The organism is Sphaerisporangium sp. NPDC051011, from assembly GCF_040653595.1.
GTDB lineage: Bacteria > Actinomycetota > Actinomycetes > Streptosporangiales > Streptosporangiaceae > Sphaerisporangium.
The window spans coordinates 47,184-68,961 of sequence record NZ_JBFAGG010000012.1 but is presented as its reverse complement, the minus strand read 5'-3'; the positions used below and the strand labels follow the sequence as shown (position 1 = coordinate 68,961).

The window sequence follows — 21,778 nt, the reverse complement described above, 5'->3', positions numbered from 1 at the left end:
GTCCGGGACGTCGTGCCGCACCCGCGCGCCCGGGCGGCCGACACACGCGCCGACCTTCCTGGGGCGGTCGGCGGCTTCCGGGAGGGAATCGCGGGCCCGTCCGCGCCGATCCCGCTGGGGGTGACAAATGGGACAAGATGCTCGGAGGCTCGTGATCGGGGGGCGGCAGGTGGGCAGACGGGGGGAATCGGGGTGGAATACATTGGGCGATGTGACAACGACGTCGTCTGATCTTTACCCCGTGACCCGCGTCGCGGCCGTGCGCGAGGCCGCCGCAGCCGTGGGCATCGACGCCCTGCTGCTGACGCCCGGCCCCGACCTGCGCTACGTCAGCGGGTACGACGCGCTGGCCACGGAACGGCTCACCTGCCTGGTGGTGCCCGCCGAGGGCGAGGCGTTCCTGGTCGTGCCCAGGCTGGAGCTGCCCGCCGCCGAGCACTCCCCGGCCGCGCGGCTCGGGCTGGAGTTCGTCGCCTGGGACGAGACCGACGACCCGTACGCCCTGGTCGCCTCGAGGATCGGCTCCCCGGCCACCGTCGGGCTGGCCGACCGCATGTGGGCGATGCAGTCGCTGCGCTTCCGCTCCGCGCTGCCCGGCGCCGAGCAGGTGCTCGCCGGGTCGGTCCTCGGTGGGCTGCGCATGCGCAAGAGCCCGGCGGAGGTCGCGGCGCTGCGCGAGGCGGGCGCGGCCATCGACGCCGTCCACGCCCAGGTCCCCGGACTGCTGAAGGCCGGCCGCACCGAGCGCGAGGTGGGCAGGGACATCGCCGAGGCGATCCTCGCCGCCGGGCACGTCACGGTCGACTTCGTGATCGTGGCCTCGGGCCCCAACGGCGCAAGCCCGCACCACGACCTGTCCGACCGCGTCATCCAGGCCGGTGAGCCCGTCGTCGTCGACATCGGCGGCCAGATGCCGAGCGGGTACTGCTCGGACTCCACCCGCGTCTACAGCGTCGGCGAGCCGCCGGCCGACTTCGCCGCCTACTACGAGGTGCTGCGCCAGGCCCAGGAGGCCGCGTGCGCCGCCGTGCGCCCCGGGGTCTCGTGCGAGTCGATCGACGCCGCCGCCCGGCGGATCATCGCCGACGCCGGCCACGGCGACCTGTTCATCCACCGCACCGGCCACGGCATCGGCCTGGAGACCCACGAGGAGCCCTACATCGTCTCGGGGAACGCCGAGCCACTGGCGCCGGGCTTCGCCTTCTCCGTCGAGCCGGGCATCTACCTGCCGGGCCGGCACGGCGCCCGCATCGAGGACATCGTCGTGTGCACCGAGACCGGCGCCGAGCGCCTCAACGACCGGCCCCGCGACCTGATCGTCGTGTGATCTCCGGCCGTGACGACCCGATCCCCGTCACGGCCGCTCGGGCCGGCCACCCGGCCCCGCCCGCGATCATCCGGACGTGCGTCCGTCACGGGGTGAGGAGCTTCTCCAGACGGCGCACGACCGGGCTCCAGGTCGGGGGCAGGGTGTATCGGACGACGCTCCTGCCCTGGTAGGTGAGGGTGTACTTGTACATGTCCGCGCCGGGCGGCTCGGGCTGTGAGCGTCCCAGGCGCAGCCGCCCGAGGTCGCCGCGCAGCGCGCGGATGTCGCGCGCGGACAGGCACGGCTCGCTCGCCGGCCCGGTGCGGTGCTTCACGACGGCGCACCCGTCGGTGTAGAGCGTCACGCGGTCGTCGGCGCCCACGAAGCCGCCCTGACGGCGCAATTTGACCAGGGAAGTCCTTTTCTTTTGGACGGCCGGTCGCTGTCCCGCGGCCTCCAGGACGACCGCCCGCGTGACCGGCGGCGCCTGCCTCGCCTGGGGGGACGTGGCCTGGGCGGTGGGCGGCGCGCAGCCGGTGACCAGTGCGGGCACGAGCGCGGTGAGTAACGCGGTACGCCAGGTCCTCATGTCCTTTAGACGTACCCGGCGCCCGGGCGGCTCACCGGCCCGCGCTCATATGGCCGGCTCCAGGCTGAGAACCTCCCGGCTGAGAACGGTGAAATAACCCGCACGGCCCGCCGTGTTCCAGCCCAAGCAGACGCATACGGCGAAGACCAGCTGAGGAGAGATGACGATGGCGGACAAGCCGGTGCTGACCCCGGGACCCGATCACCCCATCACGGTCGAACGCAACTCCGCCCGCGTGGTGGTCACCGCCGGTGGGCGGGTGATCGCCGACACCACGGACGCGCTGACGCTGCGCGAGGCGAACTACCCGCCCGTCCAGTACGTCCCGCGCAAGGACGTCGACATGGCGCGACTGGAACGCACCGAGCACGCGACGTACTGCCCCTACAAGGGTGACGCGTCCTACTACAGCATCCCGGACGGCGGCGGGCGGTCGGTCAACGCGATCTGGACCTACGAGACGCCCTACGCCGCGGTCGCCGAGATCGAGGGTCACCTGGCCTTCTACCCCGACCGCGTCGACGCGATCGAGGAGCGCCCCGCCCAGGGCTGAGCGGACGGCGTCACGCCCGGGCGAGCCCGGGGTAGAGCGCGTCCACCTCGCCCGACAGCTTCGCCTTGACGCCACGGCTGACCTCGTCGGCGAGGATCTCCGGCCTGCCCTCCTCGACCCCGTCCAGAGCCCGGGCCGAGACGTTCGGAACGGAATCGTTGATCCTTACCGGACACTCTCCAGGATGGTCGCGTTGGCGAGGCCCCCCGCCTCGCACATGGTCTGCAGGCCGTACCGCGCGCCGCGGCGGCCCATGGCGTGGACCAGAGTGGTCATGATGCGGGCGCCGCTCGCCCCGAGCGGATGCCCGAGCGCGATGGCGCCCCCGTCGGCATTGACCTTCGCGGGGTCGGCGCCGGTTTCCTGGAGCCAGGCGAGCACGACCGAGGCGAAGGCCTCGTTCACTTCGAACAGGTCGATGTCGGCGAGCGTCAGCCCGGACCGGCGCAGCACCTTCTCGGTGGCCGGGATCACGCCGGTGAGCATGAGCAGCGGGTCCGAGCCCGTGACGGCGAAGGAGTGCAGCCTCGCCAGGGGACGCAGCCCGAGCCGGGCGGCCGTCTCACTGGTCGTGATGAGCAGCGCGGCGGCGCCGTCGTTGATCGGGCTGCTGTTGCCCGCGGTGACCGACCAGTCGATCTGCGGGAACCGCTCGGCGTAGGCCGGGTCGGCGAACGCGGGCCTGAGCCCGGCGAGGGCCTCCATGCTGGTGCGCGGGCGCACGGACTCGTCCGCGCCGGTCCCGCCGATCGGCGCGATCTCCGCCTCGAACGCCCCGGCGGCGTGCGCGGCGGCGGCCCTGTGGTGGGACGTGAGCGCGAACTCGTCCATCCGCTCGCGGCCCAGCGACCATTTCGCGGCGATCAGCTCGGCGCTGATGCCCTGCGGCACCAGCCCCTCGGGGAAGCGGGCGGCCACGCCGGGGCCGAACGGGTCGGCGCCCGGCGGGACGTTCGACCACATCGGGACCCGGCTCATGGACTCCACCCCGCAGGCCACGACCAGGTCGTAGGCGCCCGCGATCACGCCCTGCGCGGCGAAGTGGACGGCCTGCTGGGAGGACCCGCACTGCCGGTCGACGGTGACCGCCGGGACGGTGTCGGGGAAGCCGGCCGACAGCCAGGCGTACCGGGTGGTGTTCATGGCCTGCTCGCCGACCTGGTCGACGCAGCCGCCGATCACGTCGTCGACCAGCGCGGGGTCCACGCCGGCACGGTCGATCAGGGCTTTGAGCGTGTGCGCGAGCAGCTCCACCGGGTGGATCGAGGCGAGCGCGCCTCCGGGCTTCCCCTTGCCGATGGGAGTACGCACGGCCTGCACGATCACGGCGTCACGCATGACGTCCTCCAGTGGGTTGGAAAACTGGATTTACTCTAGCCGCAGTCAGTTGGATAATCCAACGCAGCCTCTAAAATGTGACCATGTCCACGCCGCCCGCACCATCCACGCCGCCGACACAACCGCCGCCGCCGGCACAGGGGGCGTTCACAGAGACACACCCGGAACCGGCTGAAACCCGCGCGCCCCGGCCGGAACGGGACCGGACCCGTGCGTCGGCGGAACCGGACGCGGCGAAGCCCACCCGATCGGAAGCGGGGCCCGCTCGCGCGGGTTCCCGGCCGGCCGCGCGCCCCTGCTCCGTCGCCGACGCCCTCAGCGTGATCGGCGAGAAGTACTCCCTGCTCGTGCTGCGCGAGATCTTCCTCGGCGTGCGCCGCTTCGACGCCATCGCCCGCAACACCGGCGCCCCGCGCGACATCCTGGCCGCCCGCCTGCGGCGCCTCACCGAGGGCGGCGTCCTGGAGAAGACCCTCTACAGCACCCGCCCGGCCCGCCACGAGTACCGCCTGACCGACGCCGGCCGCGAGTTGGAGCCCGTCCTGCACCTGCTGCGCCAGTGGGGCGACCGCCACCTCACCGATCGCCCGCCGATCGTCGTGGAACACTCCTGCGGCACCGACCTCGACCCGGTGCTGGTGTGCCGCACCTGCGGCGAACCCGTCACCGGCGGCTCCTGCCGCGTCCACTTCCAAATCCCCGGCTGGACCCACACCGGCGCCGTCCCCGTCCAGGACTCCCCGGACGACCGGCCTGCGGAGGCGTAACCCTCTGACCCACGCGTCCGATCCCGTGAGGAGACCTCGGCGAGGCCGCTGCCGGGGGACATGCCGACCGGGGCGAGCGCGGTCGGCGGTAAGCCCGAATTGGGCTGTTAGTTCATGGTGCGTCCCGCCCCCGAGGCCGTTACCCTGGCGATGGACGATCGGGCGGAACCCATGGCCGCCGGACAGGACGCATAGTGTCGGCGCAGCAGGGTTCCGCTGCACGCCCGCCGCCGGAACCAGGAGGCGAACGTGCGGGACGAAGCCGACGCCGGAAGCGGCAAGCCGGTCCACCCGCCGCACGCGGGGAAGAGACGGGGAAGGCTCCTGGTGGTGGCCGCGGTCGTGGTGGCGCTGGCCCTAGGCGGCGGCGCCGCGTACCGGCTCTGGCCCAAGCCCGCCCTGACGGTCCTGGCGCCGCCGAGCGGGCCGTGGCCGGTCGAGGGGTTCACCGTGACGCTGTGCGCCGGCACGCCGCCGCGTCCCGAAGGCTGCGCCCAGGCGGTCACCGAGCAGGGCAGGCGCGCCGTCGAAGCGGCCATTCGCGCGGTGCCGGGCGTCGGGAAGGTCTCCTTTGTCCCCGCGAAGGAGTTCGCGGGGGAACTGAACCAGATGACCGGCGAGGACGAGCCGGGAGGATCCGTCTTCATGAAAGACGACACGGTCCCCAGGTTCGTGGGCGAGTTGCGCGTCCGGGGTGACGCGGCCGCGACGCATCCCGCGGAGGACCAACTGCGGGCCGCGGTCGAAAAGCTCCCCGCGGTCGCCGAGGTCCTCTTCGAACCGGGCCTCTTCTGGGCGGGCAAGGCCGACCTCGCCGTCCGGCTGTGCGGGGCCTCCGCGGACCAGGAACCCCCGTGCGCGGGCAGAAGCCGCCCGACCCCGGACGAGCGCCGCGCCATCGAGAACATGCTGTCCTCGATCGAAGGAATCGGCACGGTCTACTTCGAACCCGCCGAGCACGCCCGCAAGGTAGCCGAATCCGCGCTTGGCGTGCTCCCGGCCCTGGAGGAGATGGGAGAGGCCTACCACGTCAAACTGGCCGACCCCCGAGCGGCGAACACCATCAAATCCACCCTCAAGCCCCTCCCGGGCGTCGCGGGCATAACTCCGCATCTCGCGCCCTAGGAGCCGTCACCGCCTGATCGTATCGAGGTCGTTGTCCTCATCGCCTTCGGCTCGGGCCGGTGGCCTGGTGTTGCCGGAGAGTTCGATCGCTCTTCACCGGCGGAGGGACGCGCCGGCTGTACGCTCCGTGACGCGCCTGGATGAGGCGCTTTTTTATCTACATAGCGGCTTCTGACCGGATAAAGGTGACTATGGAGCAGGCTGGCCACCAGGATTCGTCGGTCTATCCCTGGCAGCAGCCGTATCCGGGCGCCGCGCCTCCGTACCCGCCGTCGACGACCTCGGCGGCACCCGCGCGGCCGCGTAAGGGGGTTGCGGGGTGCCTGTTGATGACGGTCAGCCTGGTCGTCGGTGCCGTCGCCGTGGTGGCCTTCTTCTTCACGGTCCCGAACGGGCAGCCGGGCTCGGACGGCTTCGGGGTCACCGGCGGGATCGTCGCGGAGAACTCGCCGGACCCGGTGCGGGCCCAGAAGGAGCAGGAAGGCCCGCCCGACTCCTCGCTGACGGCCGAGGGGCAGCCGGTAGACCCGCCCGACTCCTCGCAGACGGCCGAGGAGGAGCCGGTAGACCCGCCCGACTCGTTCCAGCTGGCCGAGGACGCTCTGAGGCAGGCGGCCGAGGCCCACACCAAGGCGTTCCAGGCGGGGGACCTCGACGGTTACCTGAAGATCTTCGACCACGGCAACGCCGGACTGCTGAGAAAGCAGACGAACACCTTCAACAACCTCCGCAAGCTTCCCCTGGGGAAGGCCGCCTTCGAGGTGCAGGATGGGAAGGGCCTGACCAAGGACAGCTTCGGGAACTGGATCACCTTCTCCTTCGAGGTGACCCTGGAGCACCAGTTCGAGGGCATCGACCTGCGGCCGGTCGATGAGTGGTACCGCTGGACCGTGGTGAAGGCGGACGAGAACGCCCCGCCGACGGTGACCAAGGTCGCCGGAATCACCGGGACGTACGCCGGCTCCTATCCCGCCCCATGGGACAGCTGGGCGGACATGTCGGCCGTCACGACCGAGCACACGGTGGTCCTCACCCATTCCGACCAGGCCGACCTCGGCGCCAGGGTGGCCCCGCTCGCCGAGGAGGCCGCCGTCGCCGATCTGGACTTCTGGGCGCGGAACGGCGACCCCGGCACTCCGGTCCCGGCCCGCTTCATGATCGTGCTCGCGAAGAGGAGGGACGAGCAGGGACACCTGTTCCGCCATGAGACGCCCAAGTTCTATGAGGCCGGTGTCTCCATATCTATGCCCTCCTCCTCCGCGGCGGACGGGTACTTCGGCGGCTCGCGGATCGTCGTGGACAGCACGCCCTGGCATTTCGGCGACGCGGACGAGGGGGTGGACGCGGTACGGGAGATCTTCCGGCACGAGATCGCGCACTCGCTGCTGGCACCGCTGGCGAGCGAAGCGTTCGCGGAGTCGGGGGAGAAGTGGGTGATCGAGGGCTTCGCCGAGTACATCGAGCACCACGGCCAGAGCCTCGGTGACAACGGTCGGACCCCGGAGACGCGCGCGTACGTCCGGGGCGAGGGCGACCGGCCGTTCGAGGGACGGATCCCGGACAACGACTCCTGGGAGCTCAACGGTCTCGTCGGGGAGAACTACCAGCTCAGCGGGCTGGCGATCCAGATGATCGCGGAGCGGTACGGCGAGCGGAAGGCGGTCGAGTTCGTGCTCGCCCACTACCGGGGCGCGGGGTCCGACCAAGCGCTCACGGAGGTGCTCGGGATCGGAAGGCAGGACTTCGAGCGCCAATGGGCCGAGTACGTCCGTGCCGCGTTCGCCTGAACCGGTCCGGCACTGCGGTCAGGCGACCGCGGCGGGGGCCGTGCGGTCAGGCGTCGTCGTCGCAGGCCTGCCGTGGATGGGTTCCCATGCCGTTGTAATACGGGGATCGTGGGGACGAGGTGCGGGGATCTCCAGGTGTGCTCCGGGGGCGGAATATCGGGCCCTATCGCGCCCCGGATCGGGGTTTCGGGCGGGGGCGCGCGGAACGCCGGGCGGAGCCGGGGAGTCCGGCATGTGACCGGGAAGTGTCGGTTGCGGCCATGCCGTGACCGCTAAGCGTGACGAAACGGGTTCAGAGGGCGCTACCGTTTACGGAGTGGAGGACATCGATCGCCGTATCGTGACGCTGCTCGCCGCAGACGGGCGGATGAGCTTCACCGATCTGGCCAGGGAGACCGGACTGTCGGTCTCCGCCGTGCACCAGCGGGTGCGCAGGCTGGAGAAGCGCGGCGTCATCAGGAGCTACGCCGCGCTGATCGACCACGAGGCGGTCGGCCTTCCCCTCACGGCGTTCGTGTCGATCAAGCCCATCGACCCCTCCGCCCCCGACGACGCGCCCGAGAAGCTGGAACACCTCACCGAGATCGAGGCCTGCCACAGCGTCGCGGGGGACGAGAGTTACATCCTGAAGGTGCGCGTGCGCTCGCCGAACGCGCTGGAACTGCTGCTGCAGCAGATCCGGGCGGTGGCGAACGTCGCCACCCGCACGACGATCGTGCTGAGCACGCCGTACGAGTACCGCACCCCGGACCTCACCGGGGGCGCCTCCTGAGCGGAGGCGCCCCCGACGGCCCGGCGGTCAGGGGACCGGTGCCGGGATCGGCTCGCTGAAGCTCTCCCGCAGCCGGCGCGCCGCCTCCGGGCTCGCGCCGAGCCGGTCGAGGCCGAGCAGCGCCGCACCGACGATCGGCGGGACGTCCGCGACCAGCAGCGTCGCCGACGGCGCCTGGGCGGCGTACCTCCGCTCGATCAGCCCCATCAGCAGGGGGTGGCGCGCGGTGAGCACGCCGCCGCCGAGGACGACCTCGCACGGCCGCTCCAGCAGGCCGAGGCGGCGCATCGCCACCACGCCCATGACCGTCACCTCGTCGGCCTGGCGTTCCACGACCCCGCGGGCGACGGCGTCCCCCTCGGCCGCCGCCGCCAGCAACAGGGGCACGAGCCCGTGCAGCACGTCGGACGGCAGCTCGCCGAAGTGGATCCCGAGGACGACCTCCTCGACCAGCCGGGTGCCGAAGTGGCCGCGGACCACGTCGAGCAGCAGCGTCGCCGGGCCCCGGCCGTCCTCGGCGCGGACGGCGTGCCACAGGGCCTCCTCGCCGAGGCCGTAGCCGCCGCCCCAGTCGCCGCTGAGCCTGCCGAGGGCGGGAAAGCGGGCGACCTCGCCGGTGGGCGAGACCCCGACCGCGTTGATCCCCGCGCCGCACACCACCGCCACGCCCCACGGCCGGGACGCGCCCGCGCGCAGCAGCGCGAAGGTGTCGTTGCCGACCACGACGTCCGCGCCGTAGCCCCGCGCGGAGATCTCCTCGCCGAGCAGCCGCTCCTCCACGGGCAGGTCGGCGCCGGCGACGTACGCGGACACCAGGTCGGCGTACGGCGTGGCGGCGGCGTCGCCCAGCATGCGCCGGACGGTCTCGCCGATGACGTCGATGGCGGCGGGGACGCCCGAGCTCTGCGGCGTGAAGCCGGGGCCCCGCTCGCGCGCGAGGAGCGTCCCGTCCTCGGCCACCAGCGCGACGTCGGTCTTGCTGTTGCCTCCGTCGACCGCCAGGACGGTCTTCACGCGGCTCCGCCTTCCTGGGTCTCCCCGATTCCGGGCGTCGGCGCGCCGTCCCGCCCGGCCTGTGGCATGGTCGTCACGCCCGCACCGCCCACGGAAGGTGGGCGCGGTTGGCCGCGATCAGGCGCTCGGCGAGGTCCGCCGACACCGACGCCTGCCCGATCAGCGGGTGGGCGAGCAGCGCGTCGGTCACGCGGCCGGCGCCGCCGTGCAGCGCGGCCTCCAGCGCGAGGTTCTCGTACGCGGTGACGTGGGCGATCAGCCCGGCGTACAGCGGCTCGACCGGGTCGACGGGCAGCGGCGTGGCCCCGGTGGCGCCGATCCGCGCGGGGACCTCGATCACCGCGTCGCCGGGCAGGAACGGCAGCGTGCCGTCGTTGCGCAGGTTGACGATCTGCGTGTCGCCCCGGTCGTTGACCAGCGAGGAGATGAGCGCGACCGCGGACTCGGAGTAGAACGCGCCGCCGCGCTTCTCCAGCAGCGCGGGCTTGGTGTCGACGGCCGGGTCGGCGTACATGGCGAGCAGCCTCTCCTCCATCGCGGCGACCTCGGCGGCCCGCGACGGCTTGGAGCGCTGCTCGGCGACCACCGCGTCGTGCTCGTAGAAGTACCGCAGATAGTACGACGGCACGACGCCGAGCCTGCGGATCAGCGCCGGTGGCAGGCCGATGTCGCCGGCGATCTGCTCGCCGTGGTCGGCGAGCAGCTTGGGCAGCACGTCCACGCCGTCCAGGTACACGGACCGTTCCCACGTCAGGTGGTTGAGGCCCACGTGCCCGAGCGAGACGCGCTCGGGGGCGACGCCGAGGTTGGCGGCGAAGCGCCGTTGGAAGCCGATCGCCACGTTGCACAGGCCGATCGCCCGGTGCCCGGCCTGGAGCAGGGCCCGGGTGACGATGCCGACGGGGTTGGTGAAGTCGACGATCCACGCGCCGGGCGCGGCCTTGGCGACCCGCTCGGCGATGTCCAGTACCACGGGAACGGTCCGCAGGGCCTTGGCGAGGCCCCCGGCGCCGGTGGTCTCCTGCCCGACGCAGCCGCACTCCAGCGGGAGCGTCTCGTCGACGTCGCGCGCCGCCTGCCCGCCGACACGCAGCTGGATGAGGACGGCCTGCGCGCCGGCGGCGCCGTCCTCGATGGTGGTGGCCGTGCTCACCGTGGCCGGGTGCCCGGCCCGCGCGAGCATCCGCGACGCCATGCCCGACACCAGCGACAGCCGCCGCTCGTCGGGGTCGATCAGCGTGATCTCCGACAGCGGCAGTTCCTCCCGCAGGCGGGCGAAACCGTCGATCAGTTCAGGCGTGTAGGTGGAGCCGCCCCCGACAACGGCCAGTTTCATCATTTGACTCCCGTCAGCTTGACGCCCTCGATGAACGCCTTCTGGGCGAAGAAGAACACTATGATCACCGGTGCCATGGCGAGCAGGGTGGCCGCCATGGTCAGGTTCCACTGGACGCGGTGCACGGCTCTGAAGGAGGCCAGGCCCACCGACAGCGTCCAGTGGGAGGTGTCGGTCCCCGCGTACAGCAGGGGCCCGTAGTAGTCGTTCCAGCAGTAGAAGAACTGGAACAGGGCGACGGCCGCGATCGCGGGTTTGGCCATCGGCAGGATGACCCGCACCAGCGTCCCGAACTCGCCGTAGCCGTCGACGCGGGCGGCGTCGGAGTACTCCTTCGGGATCGTCGCCAGGAACTGCCGCAGCAGGAAGATCGAGAATGCGTCGCCGAGCAGCATCGGCAGGATCAGCGGCCACAGCGTGCCCGTGAGGTGGAAGCGCGCCCACAGGATGTAGATGGGCACGGCGACGACCTGCGGCGGCAGCATCATCGTGGTGATGACCAGCAGGGTCGCCACCTTGCGCCCCGGGAAGCGGAGCCGCGCCAGCGCGTACGCCACCGGGATCGACGAGATCAGCATGAACACGGTGGCCAGCACCGCGTACATGAGCGTGTTGAGGATCCAGGTGAGCAGCGGCGCCTTCTGGAAGATCTCGGCGAAGTTGCCCCACTCCCAGTCCTTCGGCCACAGCTGCGAGGTGAGGGCCTGGTGATCGGTCATGACGGCGGTCAGCGCGATGAACACCAGCGGGCCGAGGAACATGATCGACAGGGCGACCGCGATGGCGTGGGTGGCGATCCAGTTCAGCGTGGCCCGCCGGCGCGGGACGCGCGTACGGCCGGCAGCGTTGCGCGCCCGGGAGGCGGGCGCGAGGGTGAGCGTCATGCGTCCTCCTCGCCGAGGCCGCGGAACTGCCGCAGCAGGAACAGGGTGAACACCATCGACACCGCGAACAGGATGAGCGCCAGAACGCAGGCGTAACCCATGGCGAAGTCGCGGAACCCCTGGTGGAAGAGCCACTCGGGGAAGGTCAGGGTGGACTGGCCGGGGTAGCCGGGGGTGAACACCGACCCGGCGGAGTCGGTGGAGCCCGAGGCCACGCGGGCGGCCACCATGGCCTGGGTGAAGTACTGCAGCGTCTGGATGACGCCGGTGACGGCGGCGAACATCAGCACCGGCCGGATCACCGGCAGGGTCACCCGGAAGAACTGCTGCCAGGGCCCGGCCCCGTCCAGCGCGGCGGCCTCGTAGAGCTGCTTGGGCACGTCCAGCAGCGCGGCCAGGAAGATGACCATCAGGTCGCCGACCGACCACAGCGCGAGCAGGGTCAGCCCCGGCTTGGCCCAGGCCGGGTCGCCGAACCAGTCCGGGGACGGGATGCCGATCGCCGAAAGGATCGTCGGGACCGGGCCGGTGCCCGGGTTGAGCAGGAAGACGAACCCCAGCGTCCCGGCGACCAGCGGCACCAGGGACGGCAGGTAGAAGATGGTCCGGAACACTCCGACGCCCGACTTCAGCTTGGTGACGAGCTGGGCGACGCCGAGGCCGAACAGCACCCGCGCCGGCACCATCACCACGACCAGCCACAGCGTGTTGCGGATCGAGGTCCACGCGGCCTCGTCCCGCAGGAAGTACTCGTAGTTGAGCAGGCCGACCGGCTCCAGGGTGAACAGGTCGTAGCGCTGGAACGAGAAGTAGACGGTGGCGATCAGCGGATAGGCGAAGAAGACCCCGAATCCGACCAGCCACGGGGACAGGTAGAGCAGCGCCCGCAGGGTGGGGCGGTGCCGGCCGCCGACCGGCACCGCCTTCCTTCGACGCCCGAGCGTCGTCGCGGCCATGATCAGCCGCCCGCCGTCAGCTTGAGCTTGTCGTTGATCTTCTTGTCGACGTCCGCGAGCAGGGCGTCCAGGTCCTTGGCGCGTCCGGACTCCCAGTTGTTCTGGGCCTCCTGCAGCGTCTGCTGGTTGAACGCCGAGTTGATGTGCGCGGGCAGGGTGCTGCTGTTGGGGTTGGCGAAGATGTCGAGGAACGTCTGGAAGTTGGCGTCCTTGTCCAGCTTCGGCGACTGCAGGGCGGGCAGGGTGCTCGGCACGTTGCGCAGCGCGTTGGACAGCGTCACCAGCGCGTCGGTGTCGGTGGTGAGGTACTTCACCAGGTCCCACGCCGCCTCGGGGTGCTTGGCGCCGCGCGGGATGCCGACGACCGTTCCGGCGATGAAGCCGCTGCCGTAGAGCTGGGGCTTGTCGTCGGCCACGGGCAGCGGGGCGGTGCCGTAGTCGAGGTCCGGCGCGTCGGCGGCGATCATGGCGTTGCGCCACTCGCCGTCGATGGCCATGGCGACCTTGCCCTTCATGAAGGGGTTGTCGGCCGAGAACTCGTCGCCGAAGGTCTTGCGGAACTTCTCCAGCTGGTCGTACCCGAACCAGTCGACCAGGCCCTTCTGCCAGGTCATGAGCTGCTTCCACGCCGGGTCGGCGCCGATGGCCGAGGTGCCGTCGGGGTTGGTCCACTTGGCGCCGACCATCGGGCCGGTGTGGATCGGGACGTTCTCGTACATCTGGGCGCTGGGGTTGAAGCCGGCGACCTTGATGGTCCCGTCCGCGTCGCGCACGGTGAGCTTCTTGGCCAGGTCGGCCAGCTCCGACAGCGTCTTGGGCGGCTGGGCGCCCTTCATCAGCTTCTTGTTGTAGTAGAGGCCGTAGGTGTCGGCGAGCATGGGCATCACGCACCGCTTGCCGTCGTACTCGGTGTACTCGGCGATCACCTTGGGGAAGATCGACTCGTCGATCTTGGCCGCCGCGAGGTACGGCTCCAGGTTCTGGAACAGGCCCGTCTTGCAGAAGGTGGCCACGCTGTCGGTGGTGAAGGACAGCGCCACGTCCGGCGGATTGCCGCCGCGCACGGACTGGATGATCTGGTCGTCCTGGACCGCCTTGGTGGTGTTGACGGTGATCCAGGGGAACTTCTGCCTGAAGCCGGCCAGGGCGTCCTCGAACGCCTTGATCTCGTTGTCGGCGGAGAAGCCGTGCCACATGGTGATGGTCACCGGCTCCTTGTCAGGGGTGCTTCCCGCGGACGGCACGCCGGGCGCGCTCTCGGTTCCGGCCGTGCAGGCGGTCGACGCGAGTAGGGCCAGACCTGCCGCCGCGGCGAGCAGCAGAGGTGATTTCACGGAATTCCTCCTACGGGTGGTCGGTGATCAGGAGGTCGCACGAGGGGCGGCGGGAGCGCGCGGGTCCGGGGAATCCGGGGGAAGGCGGCAGGAGGGGTCAGGAGGGGTCGGGAAGGGCGGACGGGACGGTGGAGCTGAAGATCTCGTCGCGGGTCGTGGCGAGGGCGAGGCCGAGCGCACCGGTCAGCACGGGGTTGCCGTCGACGCTGGAGACCCGTACCGGCGGCCGGGGGAAGGTGAGCAGGTGCAGTTCCTGCTCGACCAGTTCGGCCAGGAGGTCGCCGCCGGCGAGCAGCATGCCGCCGGTGAGCACGACGATCTCGGGGTCGACCACGGCCGTGATGGGGGCGAGGCCCATGGCCAGGCGGGCGGCGACCTCGCGCAGCGCCTCCCGGGCGCGTTCCGCGCGGCCGCTTCCGACGGCGGCGTCGCGCACGGCGTTGCGGACGGCCTGGGCCGGCTCGGTGCCGCGGACGCCGTGCGAGCGCAGGAGCTTCAGCACGGCGGGGCCGCCGACGAGGGCCTGGAAGCCGTGGTCGCCGCGCTTGCCGGTCTCGCGGGAGGTCGGCGCGCCGACGGTGGGCATGTAGCCGACCTCGCCGGCACCGCCGGTCGCGCCGCGGTGCAGCCGGCCGCCGAGCACGAGCGCGGCTCCTATGCCCGCGTCCGCCCACAGCAGGATGAAGTCGGCGTGGCCGCGGGCGATGCCGTGGGCCTGCTCGGTCAGCGCGACGAGGTTCACGTCGTTCTCGATGTCGACCGGCACGCCGAGCCCGTCGCGCAGGGTTCCGACGAGGTCGGGGATGTGCCAGCCGGGGATGTGGGCGGCGTAGCCGAGGCGGGCGGTCGCGGGGTTGACGGCGCCCTGGATGCCGATCACGATGCGATGGAGGGCGGCGGGGTCGATGCCGGCCTGCAGGCACGCCCCGTTGACGGAGGCGCGCACCCGTTCGACGACGTTGCCGGCGCTACGGCCGGGGGTGGGCAGGATATGGTCGGCCAGGACGGCGCCGGTGATGTCGGCGGCGCGGGCGGCGATGCGCGCGGGCGTCACGTCCAGTGCGACGACGTGCGCGGCGACGGGGTTGATCCGGTACAGCTCGGCCGTGCGCCCGGGAAGTCCTTCGCGGATGCCGTCCAGCACGACGAGGCCGGCCTCCTGGAGGCGTATGAGCAGCTGCGAGGCCGTGGGTTTGGACAGGCCGGTGAGGACGCCGAGCTCGGGGCGGGTCAGGGGCCCGCGTTCCAGCAGCACCTGCAGCGCGGCGCGGTCGTTGATCGCGCGCAGCAGGCTGGGCGTTCCCGGCTGCGAATTCGTGTTCATACCGCCCAATACTCCTCACCACACGGACAGTCCCCGGCGCAAGTTAGGAAAGGTTACTAACTCACTAGGACCGTACCGCCACGCCCCCGACCAGGGTCAATAGGCTCTACCAAGCTGTGACCAGGTTGTTGACGCGCTCCCCGGGCTGAAGCCCGGGGATTCCGCCTGTGCCGCGCATGCTCACGCGGCGGCACGTCGGTGGCTTCCTGCTTCCTTGACCGTGCCCTTCTCACCGCGCCGGGGCGCGGGGGCGGGGGTCTTACGGGTCTCCACAGGCGTTTTGGGTCTCCGCTTCCCGCCCATCTCAGGCACGGGTTTCCGTCCAGCGGCGACCTGCCGCCTCCCGGCGGCCAATATGTTACGTGCGGCGTTGACGTCCCGGTCGTGGACCGCCCCGCACAGGCAGGTCCACTCCCGGACGTGCAATGGCATCTTGCCGGCGATGGCCCCGCAGTCCGAGCACAGCTTGGAGGAGGGGAACCACCGGTCGATCCGATGAAAGACCCGCCTGTACAGGGCGGCTTTGTACTCCAGCATGCCGACGAACGCCGACCAGCCCGCGTCATGCACGCTCTTGGCCAGCCGGGTGCGCGCCAGTCCCCCCACGGCCAGGTCTTCCACGATCACCGCTTGGTTCTCGCGGATGATCTTTGTGGAGAGCTGGTGGTGGAACTCGCGGCGCGCGTCGGCGACCTTGGCGTGCTGCCGGGCGACCTTCCGCCGGGCCTTGGCCCGGTTGCTCGACCCTTCAGCCTTGCGGGACAGCGCTTGCTGGAGCTTCTTGAGTTTCTTCTCCGCGCGGCGAAGGAAACGCGGGGCGTCTATTTTCCGCCCGTCGGACAGGACCGCGAAGTGCCCCAGTCCCAGATCGATCCCTGTCTCGGACTCGACCGGCGCAAGGGGCCGCTGTTCGACGTCGACGACGAACGAGGCGAAGTACCGTCCGGCCGCGTCCTGGACCACCGTCACGCTGGACGGTCCGGCGGGCAGGGAGCGGGACCAGCGGACGTCCACGTCCCCGATCTTCGGCAGGCGCAACCTCCCGCCCGTGGTGATGGAGAACCGGGCGTTCCTGGTGAAGCGGATCGCCTGCCGGTTGTCCTTGCGGGACCGGAACCGGGGCGGGCCCACCTTCGGCCCCTTCCGCTTCCCGCTGATCGAGTCGAAGAAGTTCCGGAACGCCTGGTTCAGGTCCGCCAGCGCCTGCTGCAACACCACAGCCGACACCTCACCCAGCCAGCAGCGCTCCGGCGTCTTCTTCGCCTCGGAAATGACCCGCTTGGACAACTCCCCGTCCGAAACGTACGGCAGCCCGGCCGCATGGGCGTCCGTCCGTGCGCGCAGACCGTCGTTGAACACCACCCGCGCGCACCCGAACGCCCGCGCCAGCGCGACGCGCTGACCAGCGGTCGGGTAGAGGCGGAAGTCGTACCTGAGCTGCACGGCGCCAAGAGTAACCTGGTACCGGACCGAACGAATGAGTGTTCGAGAAATCCGCGACACCTGGGGCGCCTACTTCACTGGTAAGCCGGCCACCGCCGAACGTCACCGCGAACCCCGCGGCCCTGGTCTGCCACCCGCCCGGCGGATCGAACGGCACAACCAGCTCGACTCCGCCGGGTAACGCCGATCGGCCGTTGGCGGCGGATCGGCTTTCCCTGCCCCGCTACGCGGGACAGTCCGCTTCACCCCGGGCCCGAAGGCCGGAGCACTGCGGACGAACTCGGTAGCACCTCGCTGATGTGCGGCGATCATCGGCCAGAGGGCCCCGACCCCGGTGAAGGGCGTGCGCGAGGGTGAACGGAGCGCGATCGGGGGATCAGACGGGGAATGGAGAAAAGGGCCCGTACAAGAGAAAAGCCGCCTCGGAGGGCGGCGACGAAAACCCGAGCGCGAGGGCCGATCTGCTATTCTGAGCCCTTGTTATCACAATGGACACAAATAGCAACATACGCCCGGAGTTTCACATTACTATCAATGATAATGAAGCAGGGACTACCCGTCAAATCGAGCTCGCCAGGGAGCAGCGTTACGTCGCCGGCCTGTACGAGCGGCTCGACCTGCTCCGGGCGCGCACACGAAAGCAGCTCGACGGCGTGCTCGCCCAGGGCGGCGGAGGAACCCACCAGAACCGCTCCGAGCGCGACACCTTCGCCGTCATGTACTCCGAGCGCCTCGCGCGGCTGTGGGCCGTCGAGAACGGCCTGTGCTTCGGCCGCCTCGACCTGGCCGAGGAGAAACCCCTCTACATAGGCCGCCTCGGCCTGTCGGACGACGAGCAGACCCGGCTTCTCATCGACTGGCGCGCCCCCGTCGCCCAGCCGTTCTACCGGGCGACCCCGGCCGAGCCCATGGGCGTCACCCGCAGGCGCCACCTGCAGACCCGGGGACGGCGCGTCATCGGCGTCGACGACGACCTGCTCGACCTCGACCGGCTCAGCGACGACGACCGGGCCACCCTCAACGGAGAGGCCGCCCTGCTGGCCTCCCTGGGCGAGAAGCGCACCGGGCGCATGCGCGACATCGTCGCCACCATCCAGGCCGAGCAGGACCGCGTGATCCGCTCCGACCTGAACGGCGTCCTGGTCGTGCAGGGCGGGCCCGGCACCGGCAAGACCGTCGTGGCCCTGCACCGCGCCGCCTACCTTCTCTACACCCACCGCGAGCGGCTGGCCCGCCGCGGCGTGCTCATCGTCGGCCCGAACCTCACCTTCCTGCGCTACATCGAGCAGGTCCTGCCCTCGCTCGGTGAGACCGACGTCCTGCTGTCCACCGTCGGCGAGCTGTTCCCCGGCGTCACCGCGACCGACCGCGAGCCCGACGACATCGCCGCCGTCAAGGGCGACGCCCGCATGGCCCAGGTGATCGCCCGCGCCGTCCAGGACCGCCAGCGGATGCCCCGCAGGCCCATCGACATCGACCTCGGCCGGTACACCCTGCGCCTCGACCAGCGCGTCTGCGAGACGGCGCGAAGCCGCGCGCTGCGCAGCAGGCGCCCGCACAACCAGGCAAGGTCGGTCTTCGTCCGCCAGGTCCTCGGCGCGCTCGCCAAGCAGGCCGCCAAGGTGCTCGGCCGGGGCATGCTCGACGAGTCCGACCTCGCCGACCTGCGCGAGGAACTGCGCACCGAGCCCGCCGTCAAGTCCGCGCTCAACCGCCTGTGGCCCTACCTCACGCCGCAGCAGCTCCTGCTCGGCCTGTACGGCTCCCGTGAGCGCATGGAGTACGCCGGGCTCGGCACGGCCGAGCGCGACCTGCTGTTCCGCGCGCCGCGCCCGGGCCGGGTCCAGTGGACCGAGGCGGACGTGCCGCTGCTGGACGAGGCCGCCGAACTGCTCGGCGACATCGACCCGATGGTGGTGCGCGCCGCCGCGATGCAGGCCGAGGAGGAGCTCGCCGCCGCCCGCCGCGCCGAGGAGGCCGAGCGCGACGCCGAGCTGACCTACGCCCGCGAGGTCCTCGAACTGACCGGCATGTCGGACATCCTGGACGCCGAGCGGTTCGCCGCCCGGCACCGCGACGACGAGATCCACCTCACGACCGCCGAGCGTGCCGCCGCCGACCGCACCTGGGCCTACGGGCACATCATCGTCGACGAGGCGCAGGAGCTGTCGCCCATGGCCTGGCGCATGCTCATGCGCCACAGCCCCAACCGCTCGATGACCATCGTCGGGGACATCGCCCAGACCGGGTCGGCCGCCGGCGCCACCTCCTGGAAGCAGGTCCTGGACCCGTACGCCGCCGGCCGCTGGCGCGCGGAGACGCTGAGCGTCAACTACCGCACCCCGGTCGAGCTGATGGCCGTGGCCGCCGACGTCCTCACACTGGTCGGGCCCTCCCTGCGGGCGCCGGATTCGGTGCGCGAGACCGGCACCCGGCCGTGGTCGCGCCGCGTCGGCGACCTCGGCGAGCTCGGGCCGATCGTCTCGGGGGAGGTCGTCGAGGGCGGGCGCCTGGTCGTGATCGTCCCCGCCGGCCGGGCCGCCGAGCTCGGGGAGGCCGTCACCTCCTCGGTGCCCGAAGCGGTGGCCGGGCAGGGCGCGGACGCGCTGGAGGCCCCCGTCGCCGTCCTGACCGTCGCCGAGGCCAAGGGGCTGGAGTTCGACGCGGTGATCGTCGCCGAGCCCGGGGAGATCCTCGCCGAGTCCCGGCACGGCGCCGGTGATCTGTACGTCGCCCTCACCCGCGCCACCCAGCGGCTCGGCGTCGTCCACACCGGCCCGCTGCCCGGGATCCTCTCCCGCTGCGAGCCCGTCCCGGCCCCCTGACCGCCGTGGCGTGCGCCCGATGGTCGCGCCGCCCCGGGCGGATGGTGTAGGCAGGTCGGGCAACGAAACGCACGGACGTTCAGGTGGTGATCTTTTGACCCGCGACACGCGGCGCGTCCTGGTGACCGGCGCGGCGGGCAGGCTGGGGCGCCCGACGCTCGACCTGCTCGCCGGGCACGGGGTCCCGGTGACCGCGCTCGACCTCCACGACCCCGGTGACCTCCCCGCCGACCGAGTGGTCACCGGCGAGGCCGGCGACTTTGAGACCGTCAGGGCCGCCATGGACGGCGTGGACACCGTGATCCACCTGGCCGCCATCCCGGCCCCGACCCTCGGCACGCCGGAGGAGGTGTTCCTGGGCAACACCCGGGCCACCTTCGCCGTCTTCCAGGAGGCCGCCAGGGCCGGTGTGCGGCGGGTCGTGTTCGCCAGCAGCCTCTCGGTCCTCGGCCTGCCGTTCTCGCCGCGCGCGCTGCACCCCGCCTACGTGCCGATCGACGAGGCGCTGCCCCTGCAGGTGGAGGACCCGTACGCGCTGTCCAAGCAGACCGACGAGGCCATCGCCGTCATGATGGCCCGCCGTCACGGCGTCGACTCGGTCGCCATGCGCTTCCCGCTGCTCGGCGGCCCCGGCGACAAGCTGCCCGACCGCGCGGCCATGTACGCGCGGGACCCCGCCGAGGGGGCCCGCGAGCTGTGGTCCTACCTGGACCTCAGGGACGCCGCCCGGGCCAACCGGCTCGCGGCGACGCGCCCGCTGACCGGCGCGAACGTCGTCTTCCTCGCCGCGCCGACCACCCTGTGCGCGCTGCCCACCGAGGAACTGCTCGACCGCTACCACCCGGGGGCCGAACGGCGGGCGCCGCTGCCCGGGCGCGCCGTCCCCATCGACCTGAGCGCCGCCTCCCGGCTGCTGGGCTTCCAGGCCGAGCACCTGTACCCCGTCGAGGCCCACACCGGTGAGGTGACACCATGATCGCCCGTGAGGACGCGGCCCCGGCGCCGCGCGAGGCCGTCGTGATGCCGCAGACCCAGGCTCCCTGGCCGGCCCGCGACCGCCTGCGGATCACCGGCGTGCGGGCGATCGTCACCGCGCCCGAGGGCGTCCCGCTGGTCGTGGTCCGCGTCGACACCAGCGACCCCGGGCTGTACGGCCTCGGCTGCGCCACCTTCACCCAGCGTTTCCACTCCGTCGTCACCACCGTCGAGCGGCACGTCGCCCCGATGCTGATCGGCCGCCACCCGGCCGACATCGAGGACATCACCCGCATGGTGCACCTCACGTCCTACTGGCGGGGCGGCCCGGTGCTCAACAGCGCGCTGTCCGGCGTCGACCAGGCGTTGTGGGACATCGCGGGCAAACGCGCGGGCATGCCGGTCTACGAACTGCTCGGCGGGCGGGTGCGCGCGGCGGCGGCGCTGTACCTGCACGCGGGCGGCGCGACTCTCTCCGAGACCCTAGGCCAGGCCCGCGAGATCATCGCCGCCGGGTTCCGGCACGTGCGCGTCCAGGTCGGGCAGCCGGGACTCGGCAGCTACGGCGCGCCGGGCAGGGGCGGCGCCTACCCCAGCCACCCCAACCCCGACGGATGGGACGTCCTGCACTACCTGCGCACCACGCCGGACGTCCTGGCCACGGCCCGGGCCGAGCTGGGCGACGAGATCGAACTGCTGCACGACGTCCACCACCGGCTCACCGTCAAGCAGGCCATCGGCATGGCCCGCGCCCTGGAGCCCGCCCGGCTGTTCTTCCTGGAGGACCCGATCCCGCTGGAGCTGTACGACCGGCTCCCCGAGCTGCGGGAGGCGGCCCCCATGCCGATCGCCGTGGGGGAGCAGGTCGCCTCGGTCCCCGACGCGGCCCGGCTGGTCACCGGCGGCGGCGTGGACATCCTGCGGTGCCACGTCTCGGCCGTCGGCGGGCTCACCCCCGCCCGCAAGCTCGTGGCGCTGTGCGAGCTCACCGGGGTCGGCACGGCCTGGCACGCGCCCGCCGACGTCTCGCCGGTCGGCGCGGCGGCCAACGTGGCGCTGGACGTCACCTCGCCCGCGTTCGCGATCCAGGAGGGGCACATCTACAACGACGCCACCCTGGAGGTCTTCCCCGGCACGCTCGTCCCGCGCGGCGGTCATCTGTACCCCAACGACGCGCCGGGCTGGGGCATCGGCCTGGACGAGACCGCCGCGGCCGCCTTCCCGCCGTCCACCCACCTGTTCGAGCGGTGGGCCGCCGGCGTGCGGCGCCCGGACGGAGGCATCGAGGCCCCCTGACGGTGTGCCGGGCTCGTCCGGAGATCACGAGGTGCATGCGCATGAGCTGCATAAACACCCCCATCGGCGCACATGGCGGCACTCACGTCTCCTGTCCTAGCTGCGAAAACTTAGGTTTCCGCTGATCGGGACACGGTTGACATCTGAGCTG

Annotated in this window: 19 protein-coding genes; 10 read left to right on the top strand and 9 right to left on the bottom strand. The window is 71.7% G+C overall.

Annotated features, from left to right (window positions below; genetic code table 11):
• Positions 1–241 precede the first annotated feature (241 nt).
• A complete protein-coding gene (locus tag AB0H21_RS26620; protein ID WP_358521532.1) occupies positions 242–1,327 on the top strand; it encodes a Xaa-Pro peptidase family protein in 1,086 nt (361 codons plus the stop codon).
• A gap of 85 nt (positions 1,328–1,412) precedes the next feature.
• Here the strand turns inward: AB0H21_RS26620 and AB0H21_RS26615 are convergent, their stop codons facing one another.
• On the bottom strand, positions 1,413–1,898 hold the full coding sequence (locus AB0H21_RS26615) for a hypothetical protein (protein WP_358521529.1): 486 nt from the start codon (positions 1,896–1,898) through the stop codon (positions 1,413–1,415).
• Between the two features lie 166 nt (positions 1,899–2,064).
• Between AB0H21_RS26615 and AB0H21_RS26610 the strand changes: the two genes are divergently transcribed.
• Positions 2,065–2,451 (top strand): DUF427 domain-containing protein, encoded by a 387-nt coding sequence (locus tag AB0H21_RS26610; protein WP_358521526.1) that lies wholly within the window; start codon positions 2,065–2,067, stop codon positions 2,449–2,451.
• Between the two features lie 165 nt (positions 2,452–2,616).
• On the opposite strand, the gene AB0H21_RS26605 is transcribed toward AB0H21_RS26610, so the two are convergent.
• Positions 2,617–3,789 (bottom strand): thiolase family protein, encoded by a 1,173-nt coding sequence (locus tag AB0H21_RS26605; protein WP_358521523.1) that lies wholly within the window; start codon positions 3,787–3,789, stop codon positions 2,617–2,619.
• A gap of 320 nt (positions 3,790–4,109) precedes the next feature.
• Here AB0H21_RS26605 and AB0H21_RS26600 point away from each other — a divergent pair, with 320 nt between their 5' ends.
• The 4 genes from AB0H21_RS26600 to AB0H21_RS26585 all read left to right on the top strand — a co-directional run bounded on the left by AB0H21_RS26600 (position 4,110) and on the right by AB0H21_RS26585 (position 8,240).
• Positions 4,110–4,556: a helix-turn-helix domain-containing protein gene (locus tag AB0H21_RS26600; protein WP_358521521.1), complete on the top strand. Its 447-nt coding sequence runs from the start codon at positions 4,110–4,112 to the stop codon at positions 4,554–4,556.
• A 249-nt stretch (positions 4,557–4,805) separates the two neighbouring features.
• Positions 4,806–5,681 (top strand): permease-like cell division protein FtsX, encoded by an 876-nt coding sequence (locus tag AB0H21_RS26595; RefSeq protein WP_358521518.1) that lies wholly within the window; start codon positions 4,806–4,808, stop codon positions 5,679–5,681.
• 329 nt (positions 5,682–6,010) lie between these two features.
• The gene (locus AB0H21_RS26590) at positions 6,011–7,468 is read left to right on the top strand and encodes a hypothetical protein (RefSeq protein WP_358521515.1); all 1,458 of its coding nucleotides are present in this window, start codon (positions 6,011–6,013) and stop codon (positions 7,466–7,468) included.
• A gap of 316 nt (positions 7,469–7,784) precedes the next feature.
• Positions 7,785–8,240 (top strand): Lrp/AsnC family transcriptional regulator, encoded by a 456-nt coding sequence (locus tag AB0H21_RS26585; RefSeq protein ID WP_114033716.1) that lies wholly within the window; start codon positions 7,785–7,787, stop codon positions 8,238–8,240.
• 27 nt (positions 8,241–8,267) lie between these two features.
• On the opposite strand, the gene AB0H21_RS26580 is transcribed toward AB0H21_RS26585, so the two are convergent.
• The 7 genes from AB0H21_RS26580 to AB0H21_RS26550 all read right to left on the bottom strand — a co-directional run bounded on the left by AB0H21_RS26580 (position 8,268) and on the right by AB0H21_RS26550 (position 16,531).
• Positions 8,268–9,254, bottom strand: a complete 987-nt coding sequence (locus AB0H21_RS26580; protein WP_358521513.1) for a BadF/BadG/BcrA/BcrD ATPase family protein — start codon at positions 9,252–9,254, stop codon at positions 8,268–8,270.
• A gap of 73 nt (positions 9,255–9,327) precedes the next feature.
• Complete coding sequence (locus AB0H21_RS26575) at positions 9,328–10,590, bottom strand: 6-phospho-beta-glucosidase (protein ID WP_358521511.1); 1,263 nt, start codon at positions 10,588–10,590, stop codon at positions 9,328–9,330.
• Positions 10,590–11,474: a carbohydrate ABC transporter permease gene (locus AB0H21_RS26570; protein ID WP_358521509.1), complete on the bottom strand. Its 885-nt coding sequence runs from the start codon at positions 11,472–11,474 to the stop codon at positions 10,590–10,592. The genes AB0H21_RS26575 and AB0H21_RS26570 overlap by 1 nt, the downstream gene beginning before the upstream one ends.
• Positions 11,471–12,430, bottom strand: coding sequence for a sugar ABC transporter permease (locus tag AB0H21_RS26565; protein ID WP_358521507.1), 960 nt, complete (start codon positions 12,428–12,430; stop codon positions 11,471–11,473). Before AB0H21_RS26565 ends, AB0H21_RS26570 begins: the two co-directional genes overlap by 4 nt.
• Positions 12,431–12,432: 2 nt before the next feature.
• Positions 12,433–13,764 carry an extracellular solute-binding protein gene (locus AB0H21_RS26560; RefSeq protein WP_358521506.1) on the bottom strand — a complete coding sequence of 444 codons (1,332 nt, stop codon included), beginning with the start codon at positions 13,762–13,764 and terminating at the stop codon, positions 12,433–12,435.
• Positions 13,765–13,861: 97 nt separating this feature from the next.
• Complete coding sequence (locus tag AB0H21_RS26555) at positions 13,862–15,088, bottom strand: ROK family transcriptional regulator (protein WP_358521504.1); 1,227 nt, start codon at positions 15,086–15,088, stop codon at positions 13,862–13,864.
• A 180-nt stretch (positions 15,089–15,268) separates the two neighbouring features.
• Entirely contained in the window at positions 15,269–16,531 is a 1,263-nt protein-coding gene (locus tag AB0H21_RS26550; protein ID WP_358521503.1) for a transposase, read from the bottom strand.
• A gap of 34 nt (positions 16,532–16,565) precedes the next feature.
• Here AB0H21_RS26550 and AB0H21_RS26545 point away from each other — a divergent pair, with 34 nt between their 5' ends.
• From AB0H21_RS26545 to AB0H21_RS26530, 4 genes are all read left to right on the top strand, one after another.
• The gene (locus AB0H21_RS26545) at positions 16,566–16,712 is read left to right on the top strand and encodes a hypothetical protein (RefSeq protein ID WP_358521502.1); all 147 of its coding nucleotides are present in this window, start codon (positions 16,566–16,568) and stop codon (positions 16,710–16,712) included.
• A 307-nt stretch (positions 16,713–17,019) separates the two neighbouring features.
• Positions 17,020–19,356 (top strand): ATP-binding domain-containing protein, encoded by a 2,337-nt coding sequence (locus AB0H21_RS26540; RefSeq protein ID WP_358521501.1) that lies wholly within the window; start codon positions 17,020–17,022, stop codon positions 19,354–19,356.
• 94 nt (positions 19,357–19,450) lie between these two features.
• Positions 19,451–20,332, top strand: coding sequence for an NAD(P)-dependent oxidoreductase (locus tag AB0H21_RS26535; protein ID WP_358521499.1), 882 nt, complete (start codon positions 19,451–19,453; stop codon positions 20,330–20,332).
• Entirely contained in the window at positions 20,329–21,627 is a 1,299-nt protein-coding gene (locus AB0H21_RS26530) for an enolase C-terminal domain-like protein (RefSeq protein ID WP_358521498.1), read from the top strand. The genes AB0H21_RS26535 and AB0H21_RS26530 overlap by 4 nt, the downstream gene beginning before the upstream one ends.
• Positions 21,628–21,778: the final 151 nt, after the last annotated feature.

What these genes read in the sequence shown, in the direction of transcription:
- AB0H21_RS26615 (WP_358521529.1), bottom strand. Translation starts at nt 1,898, where the DNA reads ATGAGGACCTGGCGTACCGCGTTACTCACCGCGCTCGTGCCCGCACTG.
- AB0H21_RS26540 (WP_358521501.1), top strand. Translation starts at nt 17,020, where the DNA reads ATGGACACAAATAGCAACATACGCCCGGAGTTTCACATTACTATCAAT.
- AB0H21_RS26605 (WP_358521523.1), bottom strand. Translation starts at nt 3,789, where the DNA reads ATGCGTGACGCCGTGATCGTGCAGGCCGTGCGTACTCCCATCGGCAAG.
- AB0H21_RS26610 (WP_358521526.1), top strand. Translation starts at nt 2,065, where the DNA reads ATGGCGGACAAGCCGGTGCTGACCCCGGGACCCGATCACCCCATCACG.
- AB0H21_RS26590 (WP_358521515.1), top strand. Translation starts at nt 6,011, where the DNA reads ATGACGGTCAGCCTGGTCGTCGGTGCCGTCGCCGTGGTGGCCTTCTTC.
- AB0H21_RS26570 (WP_358521509.1), bottom strand. Translation starts at nt 11,474, where the DNA reads ATGACGCTCACCCTCGCGCCCGCCTCCCGGGCGCGCAACGCTGCCGGC.
- AB0H21_RS26555 (WP_358521504.1), bottom strand. Translation starts at nt 15,088, where the DNA reads ATGAACACGAATTCGCAGCCGGGAACGCCCAGCCTGCTGCGCGCGATC.
- AB0H21_RS26575 (WP_358521511.1), bottom strand. Translation starts at nt 10,590, where the DNA reads ATGAAACTGGCCGTTGTCGGGGGCGGCTCCACCTACACGCCTGAACTG.
- AB0H21_RS26530 (WP_358521498.1), top strand. Translation starts at nt 20,329, where the DNA reads ATGATCGCCCGTGAGGACGCGGCCCCGGCGCCGCGCGAGGCCGTCGTG.
- AB0H21_RS26565 (WP_358521507.1), bottom strand. Translation starts at nt 12,430, where the DNA reads ATGGCCGCGACGACGCTCGGGCGTCGAAGGAAGGCGGTGCCGGTCGGC.
- AB0H21_RS26545 (WP_358521502.1), top strand. Translation starts at nt 16,566, where the DNA reads ATGAGTGTTCGAGAAATCCGCGACACCTGGGGCGCCTACTTCACTGGT.